Raw genomic sequence first — 16,678 nt, forward strand, 5'->3', positions numbered from 1 at the left:
CATTTTTTACCTGCTTACCGCCTTTGTTTTAAAGTTTTTATGTAAAGATAAGTAAGTAAATTTGTAATAGCTAATGCAAATCATTATCATGTTGTAAATTTAATTTATTTACTGTTTTTATGTCGTTTATTAACAAGCGGGCTTTGTATAGCACAAGCCGTGCTCTACATATTTATATTTCTACAGCTTTGTTTTTTTTGCTTATCTTATTTTGCGTTAGCGGCATTGTGCTCAACCATATTGATTGGCTTAAAAACGATAAAAATAATGGCCAAGTAACGGCGGTAATTCCAGCAGAGCTAGTTACCAAAGCGAATGAACAGCTAAATACGCTGCCAACGCTTTACCCTGAAATAGAAGCTTACCTAGCCGAGCAATATGCACTTACAAAAGTAAAAAGCATTGAGTGGGAAAAAGAAGACGCGCTTGTCATGCTCGACTACCCACTTCCTGCTGGGTTTGCCTACGCAGAGCTTGATTTTACAACTGGCGAGCTAAATCTTGATTACCAAACAGGTGGCTTTTTAAGCCTTATTGGCGACTTACATAAAGGCCGCCATAGCGGTGAAGTATGGAGTTGGGTAATTGATATATCTGCCGTGCTAATGATTTTATTTGCCATCACCGGCATGATTATTTTGTTTCAAAATAGAAAAAAACGCTTAGCAGGAATATGGATAACCTTACTAGGAGTGGCAACTCCACTGGTTATTTATTTATGTTGGGTTCCACAAATAAAAGGAGTGTCTTAATGGTTAAATTTAAATTATTTATAAGCGCCGCATTACTGCTCGTAGCTGCGTTTTTTCAAACAACGGCGCATGCAAAAACACCACAGCTAGAGGTTGAATTAACGCTTCCTGACTTAGAAGTACAACCGTATCACCGCCCATACGTTGCAGTTTGGCTTGAAACACCAGAGCGTAAACACGTTACAACGCTTGCGCTATGGGTGCAAAAAGCAGAATGGTTTAAAGACTTACGCCAATGGTGGCGTAAAGCTGGTAAAAGCGATGCCAACTTTGACGGCATTAGCGGCGCAACAAAACGCGCAGGTACTTACACCATAAATTGGCAAGGTAATGATTTAGACGGTAACCCAGTAAAACCAGGTAAATACTTACTAAATATTGAAGTTGTACGCGAAGAAGGCGGCAGAGACTACACCCGCGTTGAGCTCGATTTAACTAAATCAGGCAAACTAACAATTGATGGTAAAAACGAGTTTTCTAAAAGCTTCGTCACTGTAAGCACTAAGTAACTGCTACTTAATCATTTGAATTTAAGGAAATACAATGAAAATTAATTTATTAAAAACGGCATTAATCGGCGCATTGAGCTTATCTGCTTTAGTGTCAACTTCAGCAAGTGCACACGGACGTTGGTTACTACCTTCGCATACATCTTTATCAGGCGATAAAGCGCATTACGTAATGATTGACGCTAGTATCTCTAACGAAATGTTTGCACCAGACAAAGCCTTTAAACCTAAAGAAAAAGGCGCCGAGTACGACGACACATTATTAATGGCACTTGCACCTAATGGTGAGCCAGTAAGCGACACCATTCGTGCTTATTACTTAAAGCGTAAAAGCTCAGCTGCGGTAAGCTTAACAGAGCAAGGCACTTACCACATTGCAATGACCCAAAAGCCAATGTACATGACCTTCTATAAAAACGAAGAAGGTAAGCGCAAGCGCGTATTTGGTAAAAAAACAGAAGCCGAGTTACCTAGCAATGCAAAAGATGTAACCACAACGAAGGTTGTTTCAACAGTAGATACATTTGTAAGCCGAAATGGCACCTCAAAACCTGCACAGTTAGGTTTAGGTTTAGAGCTTAGCGGTCCAACGCATCCAAACGATTTATTTGTAGGTGAACAAGCACGTTTTCAGTTACTACAAGATGGTAAATCTGCTGGTGAAGGCGTTGAAGTAAGTATTTTAAAAGGCGACACACGCTACCGTAACGAGCGTGGCGAAGTAAAAGTAACGACCAATAAAGACGGTATGTTTACAATTACGTGGAAAGAGCCAGGCCTATACCTAATCGAAACCTCTAACAAGGTTACCGTAAATGAAGAAGGCGTAGATGCAGGACGTTATGCATTATTTACAACGCTTGAAGTTGCCCCTGAATAATTTAAATCACTAAATTTAAAAAATTGAAAGGCCAAGCATTTGCTTGGCCTTTTTACGCCTTACTAACTTTTATCTAAAATCTCCTTGAATTCGCAACCATTCGACACAAGATTGCAACTACAACGATCCAAACGCCTATATCACGCGTAGACAGTGACCTTACTTGTTAATAACTTAGAATATCTTAGATAGTTTTTATCTTTGCACTAGGGTAGTCGCTTCTATATGATGCGCTCCTTTTTAAAATCAATAGTCAGCAGCCCTCAAGGGAATCAACATCATGTTAAAGCCATTATCAGCCAAAAAAGTAGCACTTAGCCTGGCCGTTTCTTCTGCACTTAGTGCACCCTATTATTCTGTATTTGCTGCAGAACAAGATGTTCAAGCCGAAAAAAGCATTGAAGTGATTTCAGTAACAGGTACTCGCAGAAGCTTACGCAGTATTGCCGAAAGCTCAGTACCTGTAGATATTATTACCAGCGGTGATATGCAAAGTACGGGTCAGCTAGAAATAAGCCAAATACTAGCAAACCAAGTACCTAGCTTTAACTACCCAAGTGCCACTATGGGTGATGGTACTGACCATGCAAAACCAGCTGTTTTGCGTGGATTAGCACCCGATCACACATTAGTGCTTATAAACGGTAAGCGCCGCCATGCCGGTGCGCTATTAAACTTAGCAGGTGTTGTTGGTCGAGGCTCTACCGCTGTTGATTTGAACATGATCCCAACCTCTGCAATTAAGCGTGTTGAAGTACTACGTGATGGCGCAGCCGCACAGTACGGTTCTGATGCAATTGCTGGGGTAATTAACATTGTACTTAAAGATGCCTCAGAAGGCGGCAGCGTAAGCGTAACGTACGGTAAATACGATACTCAAATGGCTGGTGTATCTCAGCTAGAAAGCACCTACGCAGACGCAAACGGCGACTTAGCCTTTAATACCGGTAGCGACCGCGAAGTAAACGACGGTGCAACACGCACTATTAGCGCAAACTCTGGTTTTGCGTTATCTGATAACGGCTTTGTAAACGTATCAATTGAGTACCGTGATAACGACTCAACTCAGCGCTCAGGTTTTGACCCTCGCGAACAATACAGTCGCCTTGATGATGGCAGCTTAGACCCACGTGAATTTACTATCGATCGTTACAATCACCGTTTTGGTAAAGCCGACCTTGAAGATTACGCATTGTTTTACAACATGGGTTACGATTTAGATAACGGCTTAAACCTTTATTCATTTGGTAGCTACTCAAAGCGTGAAGGTAATTCAGGTGGTTTTTACCGCCGTGCAAAAGACAGCCGTAACGTTTTAGAAGTTTACCAAGATGGCTTTTTGCCGCAAATTGAAACAGACGTACAAGACTACTCATTTGCACTGGGCTTAAAAGGCGAAACTAACGACTGGACATGGGATGTAAGTACCAACTACGGCCGCAACGACTTTGGTTTCGGTGTTGTAAATAGTATTAACACATCACTAGGTGCCGACAGCCCAACCGAATTTGACAACGGCGCACTGGTTTACGATCAGTTTTTAGTAAACGCAACGGCCAACACCACACTCGATTTAGGCTTACCTGATGACGTATTTTTTACCGTAGGTACTGAATACCGCCACGAAAGCTACAAAATTGAAGAAGGCGAAGAAGCGTCTTACATCACCGCACTTGATAGCGATGGTAACCCAATTGCAGCCGGTGGCGCGCAAGTACTTGCTGGTTTTGGACCAGAAAGTGCGACTGACGAAAGCCGTCATAACATCGCTTTATTTGTTGAGTTTGATACCTACTTAACAGAAAAATGGAACGTAGTTTTAGCGGGTCGTTATGAAGATTACAGCGACTTTGGCGACACATTTACTTCTAAGCTTGCTTCGCGTTACAGCATTACTGAAAACCTATCGCTGCGCGGTGCAATTAGCACCGGTTTCCGTGCGCCATCTTTAGCGCAAAGCTCGTACCGCCAAATATCAACCGTACTTGAGAACAACCAACCATTTGAAGTTGGTCTATTCCCAACCGATTCTGCAGCAGCGCAAGCGTTAGGTGCACAGCCGTTAGATGCTGAAGAGTCAGTAAACGTTACTGCGGGCTTTATGTACACTCAAGGCAGCTTTAGCTTAACTGTTGATGCGTACCGTATTGATATTGATGACCGTATTGTATTGTCTGAAAACTTAGAAGGCGATGCAGTTGTTGAAATACTACAAAATGCTGGTGAGCTAAATACCGAAAGCGTACGTTACTTTACCAACGCGATTGACTCACGCACGCAAGGTGTAGATATAGTTGCCACTTATAACCTAGATTTAGACAACTTAGGTGATTTACGCCTAAACGTAGCCGCTAACTTTAACGATACCGAAGTAACACACGTAAACGACAACCCAAGCGAGCTAAACTCACTAGGCGACGACTACGTAGTGTTTGCCCGTCGTGAAGTAGGCCGCTTTGAAGAAGGCACGCCAGATAGCAAATGGAACCTATCTGCAGTGTGGAACTTTAACGAATGGCAAACAACCCTTCGTGCCACACGTTATGGTGAAGTCGCTGATATATCAACCACAGCTGACCGCGATGAATACCTAGACCCTAAATGGATCACCGACCTAGAAGTGGCATACCGTCCAGACGAATATTGGAAATTTGCCGTTGGTGCAAACAACTTGTTCGATCAGTACCCACAAGCAACCGTGGATAACATTGGTTACTCTGACTTTGGCCAAATATTCCCGTACACACCGTATGCGCCTTACGGATTAGACGGACGTTTCTTATACGGTAATATTACTTACAGCTTTTAATTTAAATTTAAATTTAATGAGTTAAATTAAAATCCGATATGGCATGCCATATCGGATTTTTTATATTTAAAAAATAGTAATAAAAATAACCATCATAGCTATAATCAAATAAATTCAGCAATAACACCTTCAACATAAATTGCTAACTTTTTATTATTATTAAATTTTTTTTATATGATAAATTGATTATTAGGTTAAGTTAGTTGCTAGTAAGTCATCAAAAAACAACTTAAAACGCCTATAATTAAACTAAGTACGCATAAATACCGTCTTTCTTTGGAGTGAAGTATGAGCTATAAAAACTGGTCAATATCAAAACAAATTGGTGCCCTAGCATTCACTTTAACGTTATGTATTTTTAGTTTAGTGGGACTATCTACCTATTTAATCTCGGCTAATACACTTTCTGAAAAAAGTGAAACTGCGATTAAGTCTGAAATAACCGCTATTTCAGATCTTTTAGAACTCCAATACGACAGCCTACTTGCAATAGCAAAACGCAATGCGACCGTATTTAAAGGTATGTACCCTGGTGAATTTAAAAAAAGCGATCAAAAAGTAATGGTCGTAGATACTATGGTTCCTATTCTTTTACATGATGGTGAACAGGTTAATAACAATATCGATATTGTTGAAAATTACGCTAAATTAACCGGAGGTAACGCCACGGTATTTATGCGAGATGGGGATGATTTTTTTCGTATTACTACCTCTTTAAAAAAGAGTGATGGGCAACGGGCTATTGGCACATACCTAGGAAAAAAACACCCAGGCTATCAGCCTCTTATGAACGGTCAAAGCTATGAAGGTTACGCTAAATTATTCGGCAACGAGTATATGACTGTTTATCAACCAATTAAAAATAAACAAAACCAAGTAATTGGTATTTTATACATAGGTTTTAATATAAACGATGCACTGGCATCGCTGAGAGAGTCTGTTAATAAAATAGTAATTGAAGAAAGCGGTAACTTATTTGTTTTCAGAAATACAAATGATGTAGTTATAGCGGGTAAAGAGGCCGCAGTTGACTCAAAAGTGAACTCCAAAGCACTTGATGGGCTTAATCTAGAGGCAATTAAAAAGGGTCTGTCATTAAAATACAATAGTGAAAATAACACCCCGATGTTTGCTTACAGTAAAACGGTACCTGGGTGGGATTGGACCTTACTTGGTCGTGTAAAAGAAAGCGAACTCACTGAAGAAAGCATAAAACTAATGGTAGTTAACAGCATAACGTCTGTTGGGGGGATCCTTGCTATCTCAATTTTACTTTTTTGGGTGCTAGTAAAAACACTTAAACCATTAAGACAGTTAACACGTAGCGTTGATGCATTAGGTAAAGGTGATTTGTCACAACATTTTTTAAATACCAACACAAATAGTGAAAATGAAATAGACCAAATTACCGCGAGTGTAAGCAGCATGTCGGTTGAACTCAAAAAACTAATACTCGCCTTACAAAACTCTGTAGTTGAGCTGGAAAAGCAAGCGGGCATCTCCAAAAAAATTGCACTCACTAACGGCAAAGAAGCACATGCAATGATGGGGCAAACAGATCTAATAGCCACCGCCATCGAAGAAATGTCAGTATCCATTAAAGATGTAGCCAATAACGCAAATGAAGGCGCTCAACGAACCCAACAAGTTGATGCAGAAGCTCAATTAGGTCGAACACAATTAACCCAAGTTGTTAATGATTTAATGCAACTAAGCCAACAGTTAAATGATAGCCATAACTCTGTAGAAAAAGTAAACACCGCGAGTAACGAAATAAGTAAAGTAACCGAAGTAATTAATGGGATTGCTGAGCAAACAAACTTACTAGCACTTAATGCAGCAATAGAAGCGGCAAGAGCTGGCGAACAAGGTAGAGGGTTTGCAGTTGTAGCCGATGAAGTTAGAACATTAGCGCAGCGCACTCAAAAATCAATTTTAGAAATTAGCCAAACAATTGAACAGCTACAAATACAAGTTACCGCCGCAACTAAACAAATGGAACAAAGCCGTCAGTTGGGTATTAAATCAGCTGAAGAGGGCGAAAAAACAGGAGACCAACTTAACTTAATCACTCAAAGTATTGGTGATCTAACTCGCTCATCAAATAATATAGCTGAGGCAACAGATCAACAAAGCACCGTTGCAGCAGAAATCACTCAAAACCTACACTCTATAAGCCAACTCGCTAAAGAGGGTGAGTCTCGCACGCAAAGTACTGTAAGTTCGGCAAGTGAACTAATGACATTAGCTGAAAAAATTAAGCAACAAATAAGCTACTTCAGAGCACATTAATACCACAGTTAAAGTTTCTAAATTAAACAAAGGATGCATCGCGCATCCTTTTTTATTAATAGTTAGTTATTTTAACCACTTATTAGTATTTCAACTTTCATAAAAAAACACCACCCTATATAAAACAATAACTTACATTTCGGCCTCATTTTTGCTCTATATTGTTTATATAAATACAAACAATAAATACCAAAGGACTAAGCATGAGCTCATCAGCACAATTAAGTATTGCAAAACCACTTTCACTTATTGGCGGCATTTTATTATTAAGTGGCTGTGTATTTCATATATCGCCAAGCGTTGCCTCAGTAAAACAAACTAAACAGCTATCACTGCCAAGTAATAATTTAGAATACTTAAATGTGTTAAGCGGCGCAGGTAGCCTTGAAATAAAAGGCTCGGAGACTGCCACCAGCATCAGTGTTGATGCCACTATTTACACAGCCGACATTGAAGACGAATACGAGCTAACGCTCGAGCAAGACGGTAAACAGGCAAAGCTTGTTGCCCAAAATAAAAGTCGTAATGGTATTAGCTTTTACAGTGGCCAATCTCCAAGTATTAATTTAGTGGTTACTGTGCCAAGTAATCTAAATTTAGATATTGATGATGGCTCTGGCGACATTTTAATAAGTGCTATGCAAAGCAATATTGATGTAAAAGACGGCTCAGGAGATTTAACGATAAGCGGTGCTAAAAACCTAACTGTTGACGATGGCTCAGGTGAAGTAAACCTTGAAAACATCGCAGGTAATTTAGAATTAACCGATGGATCTGGCAGTATTCACATTAACAACGTAAGCGGCAATGCAACTATTGACGATGGTTCTGGCGAAATGCACGTGAGCAACATAACCGGTTCGCTAAACGTTGAAGATGGATCGGGTGATATAGTAATAAGCCATATTAGCGGTGCTGTTAATGTAGATGATAACTCTGGCGACCTGCTTATTGAGCATATTGGTTCAAGCGTAACAATTGAAGATGGTTCGGGTGATATTCGCGTTAATCATGCAAAGGGGCTGACTATCACTGAGTCGGGCTCGGGCGATGTAAGTATCGATAATATTAGCGGCTCAGTAAAAGTAGCTGACTAACTTTATTTAAGCGTTATTCAACTGCCATTTAATATACTTTATGCCCTATCAATCTGGGCATAAGGCACTTCCCTCAAAGTATAAATTATTTAAAAGCAGCACTGTTTCACATTAACTATTTCCTAAAATAATGAAAATTTACTTATTTGATTTATTTTTTTGCTTTATAGCTAATTTAGGTACATATTAGTATTCGACTTTATTAAAAGGATATTAATACTATGAAATGGAAACTCTTAATTCTAATCACGACTCTATTCACGCTTGTTGCATGTGGCTCTGGTGGTTCAGACTCCAAAACAGTAACTAAACCGCTCAGCACTAACACAAAGCCTGTTGCGGTTATTACCACCGAGCAATCGGGGTTTAAAGTAAATACCACCCTCGTTTTTAGCGCAGCACAAAGTAGCGACCCCGATGGCGATGCACTCACCTATCAATGGCAATTAACCAGCAAAAACGAACAAGTAGAAATACCGATTACGGTTAATAATGAAAGTACCGTTGAGTTTTCAGTATCTGAAGCACAAGAGTACCAATTAGTATTAACCGTGAGTGACGGCAAGCTTTCAAGCACACCGGCACAAAAACAATTCACCGTTACTGCAAATACCCAACTAATTGCTAACGCAGGTAGCACACAAACCGTTAAACAAGGTGATGTTGTGCTTTTAAATGGCGCGCAAAGTAGCACAACCAGCGGCGCCATTAATCAATACAAATGGCAATTTATTACCAAGCCCGTAGCAAGTAATGCAACGCTTGAAAATGCGACTCAAGTTAAAAGCCAGTTTGTTGCAGACGAAATAGGCGAGTTTAAAATTGAGCTTACCGTTACTAATTCACAAGGTGATACGGCAAGCACTGTCGTACTCATAAAAAGTGAATCGCTTAATTCTAACTCATCACCACAAGCGGTTATAAACGTAGAAAATAAAACAATTGCCCCAAATGAAGTTGTTACACTTTATGGTAACCAAAGTACTGATCCCGATAAAAACGATACGCTTAGTTATGCGTGGGCAATTACATCAAAACCCCAGGGCAGCACACCAGCTCTTTCAAACATGCAAAATCATACCGCTGGGTTTTCAGCGTCAACAGCTGGAGATTACTCGCTTTCACTCACTGTTACCGATCAGCAAAGCGAAAGTGATACCGCATCCGTTACTTTAACTGTTACCACAAGTAATAAGGCCCCAGTTGCAACACTTGAATCCGAACGTGATATTACGTTAAACGAATCAACCACTTTGCAGTGCCAACAATGCAGCGACCCAGACGGAGATGCGCTGAGCTATAACTGGCAGTTGCAAGCCAAGCCTGTAAATAGCGCATCACAGCTCACTAACAACACATCAGCAACGCCCTCTATTGTTGCCGATAAAGAAGGCGACTACGTTGTAGTGCTTACAGTGTCTGATGGGCAATTAAGCTCAAACCAAGCAACCTCAGTACTGCATGCCAGTAGTAATAAAAAGCCTATTACTTTGGTAACTTATGAAACCTCCATAACGGTTGATGAACAGGTTTTACTTGATGCCTCAACTAGTTACGATCCAGAGGGCCAGCCACTAAGCTACCAATGGGAAATCATTTCGTCGCAAAGCCAAGCAACGCTTAGCAGTAATACAATATCAAAACCAACGTTTAGCGCATCAGTAGAGGGGCAAGTTGTTATTTCGTTACGCACTAACGATGGCGTGCAGTTCTCTGACACAAAAACCCTAACAATTGATGTAATACAAAATGCACTGCCAGTAATTAGCTTCACGGGGGAGCAATCACGCTACGATGTAGTGGGCAATACGGTTAAATTTGATGTAAGCCAAAGTTACGACCCAGAGGGAACCACTCTCGATTACGCTTGGACACTATCAGCCCCTTCAGGCTCGAGCACCAGCTTAAGCAATACAAACCAAAGTATTACCGAATTTATCGCAGATATGACAGGTAGTTACACGCTAACCGTTGTAGCAACTGATGCTGATGGCTTTTCAAAAAGTGTGCAATTTTCAATTACAGTAACCAGCTCTGCACAACTTACCGGTCGTATTAAAGGGCAACTCACTAATGTGCAAAAAGCCGCTATAAGCAATGCACAGCTAACAATTAATGGACAGCAGTACAGCACCAACACAAATGGCTTTTTTGATGAAGAGGTTAATTTAGCGCAAGGTGAAAAAATAACGATAACAACAGCAGATCAAAGGCTTGCAGCTGGGGAATATAACTCTGTAGCTATTACGCAAAGCAATTTTACTGTGGATATAGGCCAAAATAGCATGCCCGTTTTACAGGCTGTTGAGGTTTCGGTATTTGTGTGTGCTGAGTTTTCAGGCCCCGACACCGTTAATTTACGTTTTAACATGGTAGATACACTTTTAGCGTCAGATAGCTTTCAATTTAGCTTTGATCAAACAAAACCACTTACTTTACAAAAAAGCGGAAGTACTTACCTCGATAGCGAATTAGATATCGACCTACCTGCATCAGCCGAATTTGAAGTAACAGTAATTGAAACAAACGTTGAAAATACAATCAGCTCAAACATTACTATTTACCATTCTGATTCAGGCCAACCAAGCTCAGCAATTATAAGTATTTGTAATATTTAGCCCCCAAATAAGCCCTTCAACATAAAGTGCTATTTTTAGCCCAGTAGTTATAACCATTAGTGTTATAACTACTGATAAATAAGCAACTTTGAGCCATATAATCCATTGTATTTTATAAGCAGCTAAGCCATTCTAAAAGCCTTGATGTTATTAGGATAAACGCGTGTTAGAAATTGCTTTAATTTACTTAGCAGCAGCCATAGTCGCTGTGCCTATTGCTAAACGAGTCGGACTTGGCTCAGTATTAGGTTATTTAATTGCCGGAATACTCATTGGCCCTTATGCGCTGGGTGTTGTGGGCGATCAAACCGATGTAATGCACTTCGCTGAATTTGGCGTAGTAATGATGCTGTTTTTAGTGGGCCTTGAGCTACAACCTTCGCGTTTATGGACATTACGCCACTCTATTTTAGGGCTTGGCGGCTTACAGGTTGTGCTATCGGCAGCGGCTATATTTGCATTTTGTTATTGGTTTTTTTCCATGCATTGGCAAACCGCACTCGCCATTGGTTTAATGCTCGCACTCTCCTCTACGGCTATTGTGCTGCAAAGCCTTGAAGAAAAAGGCTGGCTAAAGCAAGAAGCCGGACAAAACGCTTTTTCGGTATTGCTGTTTCAAGACATCGCAATTATTCCTATTTTAGCCTTATTGCCACTGCTTGCATTTGCCCCGCAAACTAGCACAAAAGAAATCAGCGATTCAATTATTGCAAGCTGGCCTGTATGGCAACAAGTATGCGTATCGGTTGCGGTTATTGCCGCTATTATTGCCGGCGGTAAATATGTATCGGCGCCGTTATTTAGATACATTGCCCAAACACACATGCGTGAAATATTTACTATTTTTGCACTCTTTTTAGTGGTCGCTATTGCACTGGTTATGCAAAGTATTGGTTTATCGCCTGCTTTGGGGACTTTTTTAGCCGGCGTTGTACTTGCCGAGAGCGAATTTAGACACGAATTAGAAGCCGATATAGAACCCTTTAAAGGCTTACTTTTAGGATTGTTTTTTATAACGGTTGGCGCATCAATTAACTTTGAGCTGCTATTTAACGAGTTTAGTACCGTTATAGGCTTAGTGGTTTTACTTATTGTAGTTAAAGCCTGCATTTTATTTGCCCTTGCCGTTACCTTTAAAATTAACAGCAAACAGCAGTTATTATTTGCCTTAGCGCTTGCCCAAGGGGGTGAGTTTGCCTTTGTATTGTTAAGCGTAACCACTACGCTCAGTATTTTAACGCCCGAGCAAACCAGCCTTGTTACCTTAGTTGTGGCGGTATCAATGCTAATAGCGCCGTTATTACTTATGGTTTATGAGCAAATACAAAAACGCAGCAACAGTGCTTTACCTGAGTTTGATAAGCCAGAGCAAATTAGCACCGCTAAGCACGTAATTATTGCGGGCTACGGACGTTTTGGTCAAATTATGGGGCGTTTACTGCACGCGCAAGGCTACGAAATTACTGTACTTGATCACAGCCCTAGCCAAATAGAATTACTACGCCGTTTTGGTAACACCGTATTTTATGGCGATGCCGCACGCCAAGAACTCCTTGAAGCCGCAGGCGCACACACCGCGCAAATGCTGGTAATTGCAATTGATAACCCCGATAAAACTATTGAGATAATTAAGCTCGCGCATAAAAACTACCCGCAGTTAAAAATAGTTGCTCGCGCAATCGACCGCCGCCATGCGTATCAGTTACTTAATTTAAAAGTAGATGCGTTTAACCGCGAAACAGTCGACTCTGCTATTAACCTTGCTGTAGAAGCACTCGAGTTACTAGGTAACACTAAACAAGATGCAGAACGTGCTGGCAAGCTATTTAGAGACCACGACCGTGCTGCAGTACTGCAACTTGCTGCATTATGGGGAGACGATGCCAGCTACGGCGTAGCCGTGCGCCAACGCATGGAAGATTTAAAACAAGTGCTGCAACAAGATAAACAAGCACAAAGCGATTTAAATACCTGCGACAGCGGCGATTGCGAAAACGGCTTAACAGAAGTAACGAGTAAACCTAAAAAGCCTGATGATGCTCACCTTGAGTAGTATTAGTTAATTATACTTGTGCTGTTAACTGGTGATGGTAGTTCCTCAATAAGATTGAAAATAGTTGATTAAAATTTAGTGACATAGGAACATAACCAACTATTTTTAATTTTAAAGCTCTTAATATAATTCTAAGCTCCGTTTTTCGTATCTAAAGTTGCTGGTTTTAAAGCTACGGCTTTTTGAGCAAACACAGGAAAAGTAGCACCTAAATATAACGCGGCTAACCATGTAGTTACATTACCGGAACTAGAAGCAAAAGCTGTAATAACCAATGCGCAGATAGGTAGCAATATTAACTTTAAAAAATAAAAGAGCTTACACAACTCAGTTCTTTTTGTTTTTTCAATATTTTGACGTTGTATTAGGTCAACGATAAATGGAAAAAAACCACCAAATAGTCCAGCTAAGTTAACAAAAGTTGTTTGCGCTATATTAACGCCGAATATAGCAATCTCAGTAGACACGATTGAGAAAAACCCCCATTACTTTTTCAGATATACCCGCCGTTTTATTATATTTTTTGCGAGTACTGTATAGTCGGTGACCAGCTTTATCAGTTCGGTACAATTGAACAACATCATTCGAATGCTTCTCAATTATTGAAATGATTTGGGTTTCAGGTAAACCTGTTTCTTTGGAAATCCCATGTATAGTTCTGTATCTGTAGTTTTTATTCTCAAGAGAATTGAGAATTCTCACGTATAGAGAGCTAGATTGGTTTTTTGCTTTCTTTTGGGCTACTTTCACTATTCGTTCTCCTAGGCTTATAGCAGCTTTATCAGAGGGCTTTTCCTTACTTTCACAAGCGTCCCTAAAGTGTAAACTTCTATTAATATCAAAGAATGTAAATTATTGCCAACTATAATGTCATGCGAAAGGTGGGTAACTTTGGAAGTAAGAGGATGTTTGCCTGATAGGGTTACCTGGGTGGGAATGGCTTAAATTAATCTATTTTTGAATATTGGCTTGTAGCTCATAGCCGCCTGTTATTTTAGCTATGAACTACAACATTTAAAAACCTAGTGATGATGCCCGCCTTGAATAGCCTCGCCCTGCTGGTTATAAAAACCTGTTGCGCTGTGCTCTATAAAACCAAGGTTTATCATTTTAGCTAAAAACGGGTCGCCTTCGTTATCGCCAATGTCGGCGTAATCGGTGGTTTGAAAACGGTCCCACTGTGCAAATTGAGCAGTAATTAATGGCACATTAGTGCTTACATTGTTAAGGCTAAGTAAGGTAGTTGTTTGGCTTTTTTTATTACTAATACTAAATGTTTTAACTAATTTTGAATGCGTAAAAAAGGCGAGGTTAAAGTCGTTGCCATTTTCGCTCAGTGTATAGTTTTTTACTTCATCGCAGCCTTTGCCTTGTGTGCTTACTAGGGTCATTTTTTCGACTAAGTGGTTATCCACCAGCTGACTTTTAGCACTCCAATTTTGTACGCCGCGTACCTCAGATGGTTGGTATTCAATGCCGCGTTGCTGGGCATTAAAGTAACGTATTGGTCGTATTTGGTTATTGGCTAAGTGCTGCCAAAGCTCGGTTATTACTTCACTTTGATGCGCTACTTGCTGGTTGTTTCGCCAAAGGGTAAGTGACTCGCTACTTTGCTGCGCCTTATGGCTGTTGGTAATTTTATAATCGGCTTTTAAATGCTTGGCATCAATATCACATTGCGAGGCAAAGCTACTTGTACTTACAAGCGTGGCAATTATTAATAACGCTTTTTTCATTTAGCTATCTCTTATTTATATTTCAAGTTTATGGCAATAACATAACGATTATAAATGTCAGTTTAATGACAAAAACCCCGCACAGTATGCGGGGTTTTTTATTTAGATATATTTAACTAAATTTATAACTAGGCGGTATTTATTGCGCTAGTTTTTCGTCTGCTGCTTTTACAAAGTCAGCGGCAAAGTCCATTACATGGAACAAAAAGCTTTGCTCGTTTGTGCCTGTTACCAAGTGTGCACCTGGTCCCATTGCATAAACGCCTACGTCTTCACCGGCATGTGTTTCAGAGCCCATTGGTACAAGTGCTTCTTGATGAAAACCAGGTGTTGTTGTATCAACATCTGTTAAATCAACACGCCCTGTAACCGGTGCAAAGGCATAACCTGCATCGGCATCGGTCTCGCTACCTAAGTTTCTAAAGCCACCACCATTGGTGTAACCAACCGTTGTATAAGGCATATCGTCGGCAGCTAAGCTTGGCTCAGTAGCGCCTACTGCAACCACTTTACCTAAAATTGGGTTACCGCGTTTAGGGTAACCTGCAATGGTAAATACATGGCTGTGATCGGCAGTTACAACTATTAATGTTTCTTCTGGGTTAGTGTTTTCCATAGCCACTTTAACGGCTTTGGCAAGTTCAATAGTGTCGTTTAACGCGTTATAAGCGTTACCCGCATGATGCGCGTGGTCAATTCGACCCGACTCAACCGTTAAGAAAAAACCTTGCTCGTTGTTATCAAGTACGTTTATTGCTTTTTCGGTCATTTGTGAAAGCGAAGGTTCGCCTGCAACATCGTTTGCGCGGTCAGCTTCGTATTGCATGTGGGACTCGTTAAATAAGCCAAACACTTTAGTGGCGTCGTCACTTATTGCATCAAAACCGGCTTGATCCATTACGTACGTGCCATTTGGATATTGCGTTTTCCACTCTGCGGTTAAGTCGCGGTTATCTGTACGATCCCCTTCAACAGCACTTACTGCATCGGCTGAATTAAACGCGGCATCTTTTGGTAAAAAGTGACGACGACCGCCGCCCATTACTACGTCAATACCGTCTACATCAACACCACTAAAGCGTGCTTCTAGGTTGGCTTCAAAGTTAACCAGTTGCGATGCAATGTCTTCACACGTTGCGGCACTTTCTGGCATATCGGAGATATCTTCCCAGTTACGCTCTGCCGATTTAGCATACGTTGCAGCTGGTGTTGCGTGAGTAATACGCGCTGTAGAAATAATCCCTGTTGCTTTGCCTGCAATTTCAGCAAGCTCTAACGAGGTAACAAGTTCGTGCCCTTTGCCTGATGCACAATTACCACGTTCAACCGCTTCATCAATACCAATAACGCCCGCATCGGTTTTAACGCCCGATGCCATTGCGGTCATAGTGCCTGCCGAATCTGGCGTTTGCGCATCTACGTTGTATGTTTTTACAAAGCCTGAAAAAGGCATAGTTTCAAAGCTTAACTGGTGATCTTCACCCATTTCGCCCTCTAACTGACCCGCTAAAATACGTGCTGCGGTTATGGTAGAAATACCCATACCATCGCCCACAAATAAAATAACGTTTTTAGCTTTGCCTGATTCAGTAACAATGTTGTTACTGGCTGCTTGTGCTGCACCTAATTTTGTTTGTGCTTCACTAAACCACGTATTGCTAGTGAGCGAGGCTAACTGCTCGGTAGTTAACGACGTTGCAGGTACATTACACACTAAATTAGTTGAGTTAACTTCGTCGCTATCTAGCACGTCGTTATTATTGGTATCTGCGCCTACTTGCGTCTCTACACCACCATTAATACACTGCTCAGAGCCTACTGCAATAGCGTTATCTACTGCGATAATATTGTTTTCATTTTTGTTATCGTCACTCGAGCAACCTGCTAGCGCGACCATTACTGCCAAAGAAAGTACCGTTAATTTGTTCATGT

12 protein-coding genes are annotated in these 16,678 nt (G+C 40.7%); 8 read left to right on the forward strand and 4 right to left on the reverse strand.

Features of this window, described 5'->3' with window-relative positions:
- Positions 1-119 precede the first annotated feature (119 nt).
- The 8 genes from H5115_RS08435 to H5115_RS08470 all read left to right on the forward strand — a co-directional run bounded on the left by H5115_RS08435 (position 120) and on the right by H5115_RS08470 (position 13,010).
- Positions 120-752 carry a PepSY-associated TM helix domain-containing protein gene (locus H5115_RS08435; protein WP_007580451.1) on the forward strand — a complete coding sequence of 211 codons (633 nt, stop codon included), beginning with the start codon at positions 120-122 and terminating at the stop codon, positions 750-752.
- Entirely contained in the window at positions 752-1,261 is a 510-nt protein-coding gene (locus H5115_RS08440) for a DUF2271 domain-containing protein (protein WP_024596098.1), read from the forward strand. Before H5115_RS08435 ends, H5115_RS08440 begins: the two co-directional genes overlap by 1 nt.
- Positions 1,262-1,295: 34 nt before the next feature.
- Positions 1,296-2,141: a DUF4198 domain-containing protein gene (locus H5115_RS08445; protein ID WP_182754740.1), complete on the forward strand. Its 846-nt coding sequence runs from the start codon at positions 1,296-1,298 to the stop codon at positions 2,139-2,141.
- 280 nt (positions 2,142-2,421) lie between these two features.
- Complete coding sequence (locus tag H5115_RS08450) at positions 2,422-4,950, forward strand: TonB-dependent receptor (protein ID WP_220487206.1); 2,529 nt, start codon at positions 2,422-2,424, stop codon at positions 4,948-4,950.
- Positions 4,951-5,238: 288 nt separating this feature from the next.
- Complete coding sequence (locus H5115_RS08455) at positions 5,239-7,242, forward strand: methyl-accepting chemotaxis protein (RefSeq protein WP_182754742.1); 2,004 nt, start codon at positions 5,239-5,241, stop codon at positions 7,240-7,242.
- A gap of 203 nt (positions 7,243-7,445) precedes the next feature.
- Positions 7,446-8,339: a hypothetical protein gene (locus H5115_RS08460; RefSeq protein ID WP_182754744.1), complete on the forward strand. Its 894-nt coding sequence runs from the start codon at positions 7,446-7,448 to the stop codon at positions 8,337-8,339.
- A 221-nt stretch (positions 8,340-8,560) separates the two neighbouring features.
- Positions 8,561-10,957, forward strand: coding sequence for a PKD domain-containing protein (locus H5115_RS08465; protein ID WP_182754746.1), 2,397 nt, complete (start codon positions 8,561-8,563; stop codon positions 10,955-10,957).
- Between the two features lie 163 nt (positions 10,958-11,120).
- Complete coding sequence (locus tag H5115_RS08470) at positions 11,121-13,010, forward strand: monovalent cation:proton antiporter-2 (CPA2) family protein (RefSeq protein ID WP_182754748.1); 1,890 nt, start codon at positions 11,121-11,123, stop codon at positions 13,008-13,010.
- 131 nt (positions 13,011-13,141) lie between these two features.
- On the opposite strand, the gene H5115_RS08475 is transcribed toward H5115_RS08470, so the two are convergent.
- The 4 genes from H5115_RS08475 to H5115_RS08490 all read right to left on the reverse strand — a co-directional run bounded on the left by H5115_RS08475 (position 13,142) and on the right by H5115_RS08490 (position 16,676).
- Positions 13,142-13,477, reverse strand: a complete 336-nt coding sequence (locus H5115_RS08475; RefSeq protein ID WP_182754750.1) for a hypothetical protein — start codon at positions 13,475-13,477, stop codon at positions 13,142-13,144.
- Positions 13,467-13,760, reverse strand: a complete 294-nt coding sequence (locus H5115_RS08480; RefSeq protein ID WP_182754752.1) for a hypothetical protein — start codon at positions 13,758-13,760, stop codon at positions 13,467-13,469. The genes H5115_RS08475 and H5115_RS08480 overlap by 11 nt, the downstream gene beginning before the upstream one ends.
- A 272-nt stretch (positions 13,761-14,032) precedes the next feature.
- Entirely contained in the window at positions 14,033-14,746 is a 714-nt protein-coding gene (locus H5115_RS08485; RefSeq protein WP_182754754.1) for a hypothetical protein, read from the reverse strand.
- A gap of 139 nt (positions 14,747-14,885) precedes the next feature.
- Positions 14,886-16,676, reverse strand: a complete 1,791-nt coding sequence (locus H5115_RS08490; RefSeq protein ID WP_182754756.1) for an alkaline phosphatase — start codon at positions 16,674-16,676, stop codon at positions 14,886-14,888.
- Between the last annotated feature and the right edge of the window lie 2 nt (positions 16,677-16,678).

The organism is Pseudoalteromonas sp. SR44-2, from assembly GCF_014163745.1.
Taxonomy (GTDB): domain Bacteria; phylum Pseudomonadota; class Gammaproteobacteria; order Enterobacterales; family Alteromonadaceae; genus Pseudoalteromonas; species Pseudoalteromonas distincta.

Excerpts from the sequence above, each read along its gene's own strand:
- H5115_RS08435 (WP_007580451.1), top strand. The coding sequence starts at position 120 with ATGTCGTTTATTAACAAGCGGGCTTTGTATAGCACAAGCCGTGCTCTA.
- H5115_RS08440 (WP_024596098.1), top strand. The coding sequence starts at position 752 with ATGGTTAAATTTAAATTATTTATAAGCGCCGCATTACTGCTCGTAGCT.
- H5115_RS08445 (WP_182754740.1), top strand. The coding sequence starts at position 1,296 with ATGAAAATTAATTTATTAAAAACGGCATTAATCGGCGCATTGAGCTTA.
- H5115_RS08450 (WP_220487206.1), top strand. The coding sequence starts at position 2,422 with ATGTTAAAGCCATTATCAGCCAAAAAAGTAGCACTTAGCCTGGCCGTT.
- H5115_RS08455 (WP_182754742.1), top strand. The coding sequence starts at position 5,239 with ATGAGCTATAAAAACTGGTCAATATCAAAACAAATTGGTGCCCTAGCA.
- H5115_RS08460 (WP_182754744.1), top strand. The coding sequence starts at position 7,446 with ATGAGCTCATCAGCACAATTAAGTATTGCAAAACCACTTTCACTTATT.
- H5115_RS08465 (WP_182754746.1), top strand. The coding sequence starts at position 8,561 with ATGAAATGGAAACTCTTAATTCTAATCACGACTCTATTCACGCTTGTT.
- H5115_RS08485 (WP_182754754.1), bottom strand. The coding sequence starts at position 14,746 with ATGAAAAAAGCGTTATTAATAATTGCCACGCTTGTAAGTACAAGTAGC.
- H5115_RS08490 (WP_182754756.1), bottom strand. The coding sequence starts at position 16,676 with ATGAACAAATTAACGGTACTTTCTTTGGCAGTAATGGTCGCGCTAGCA.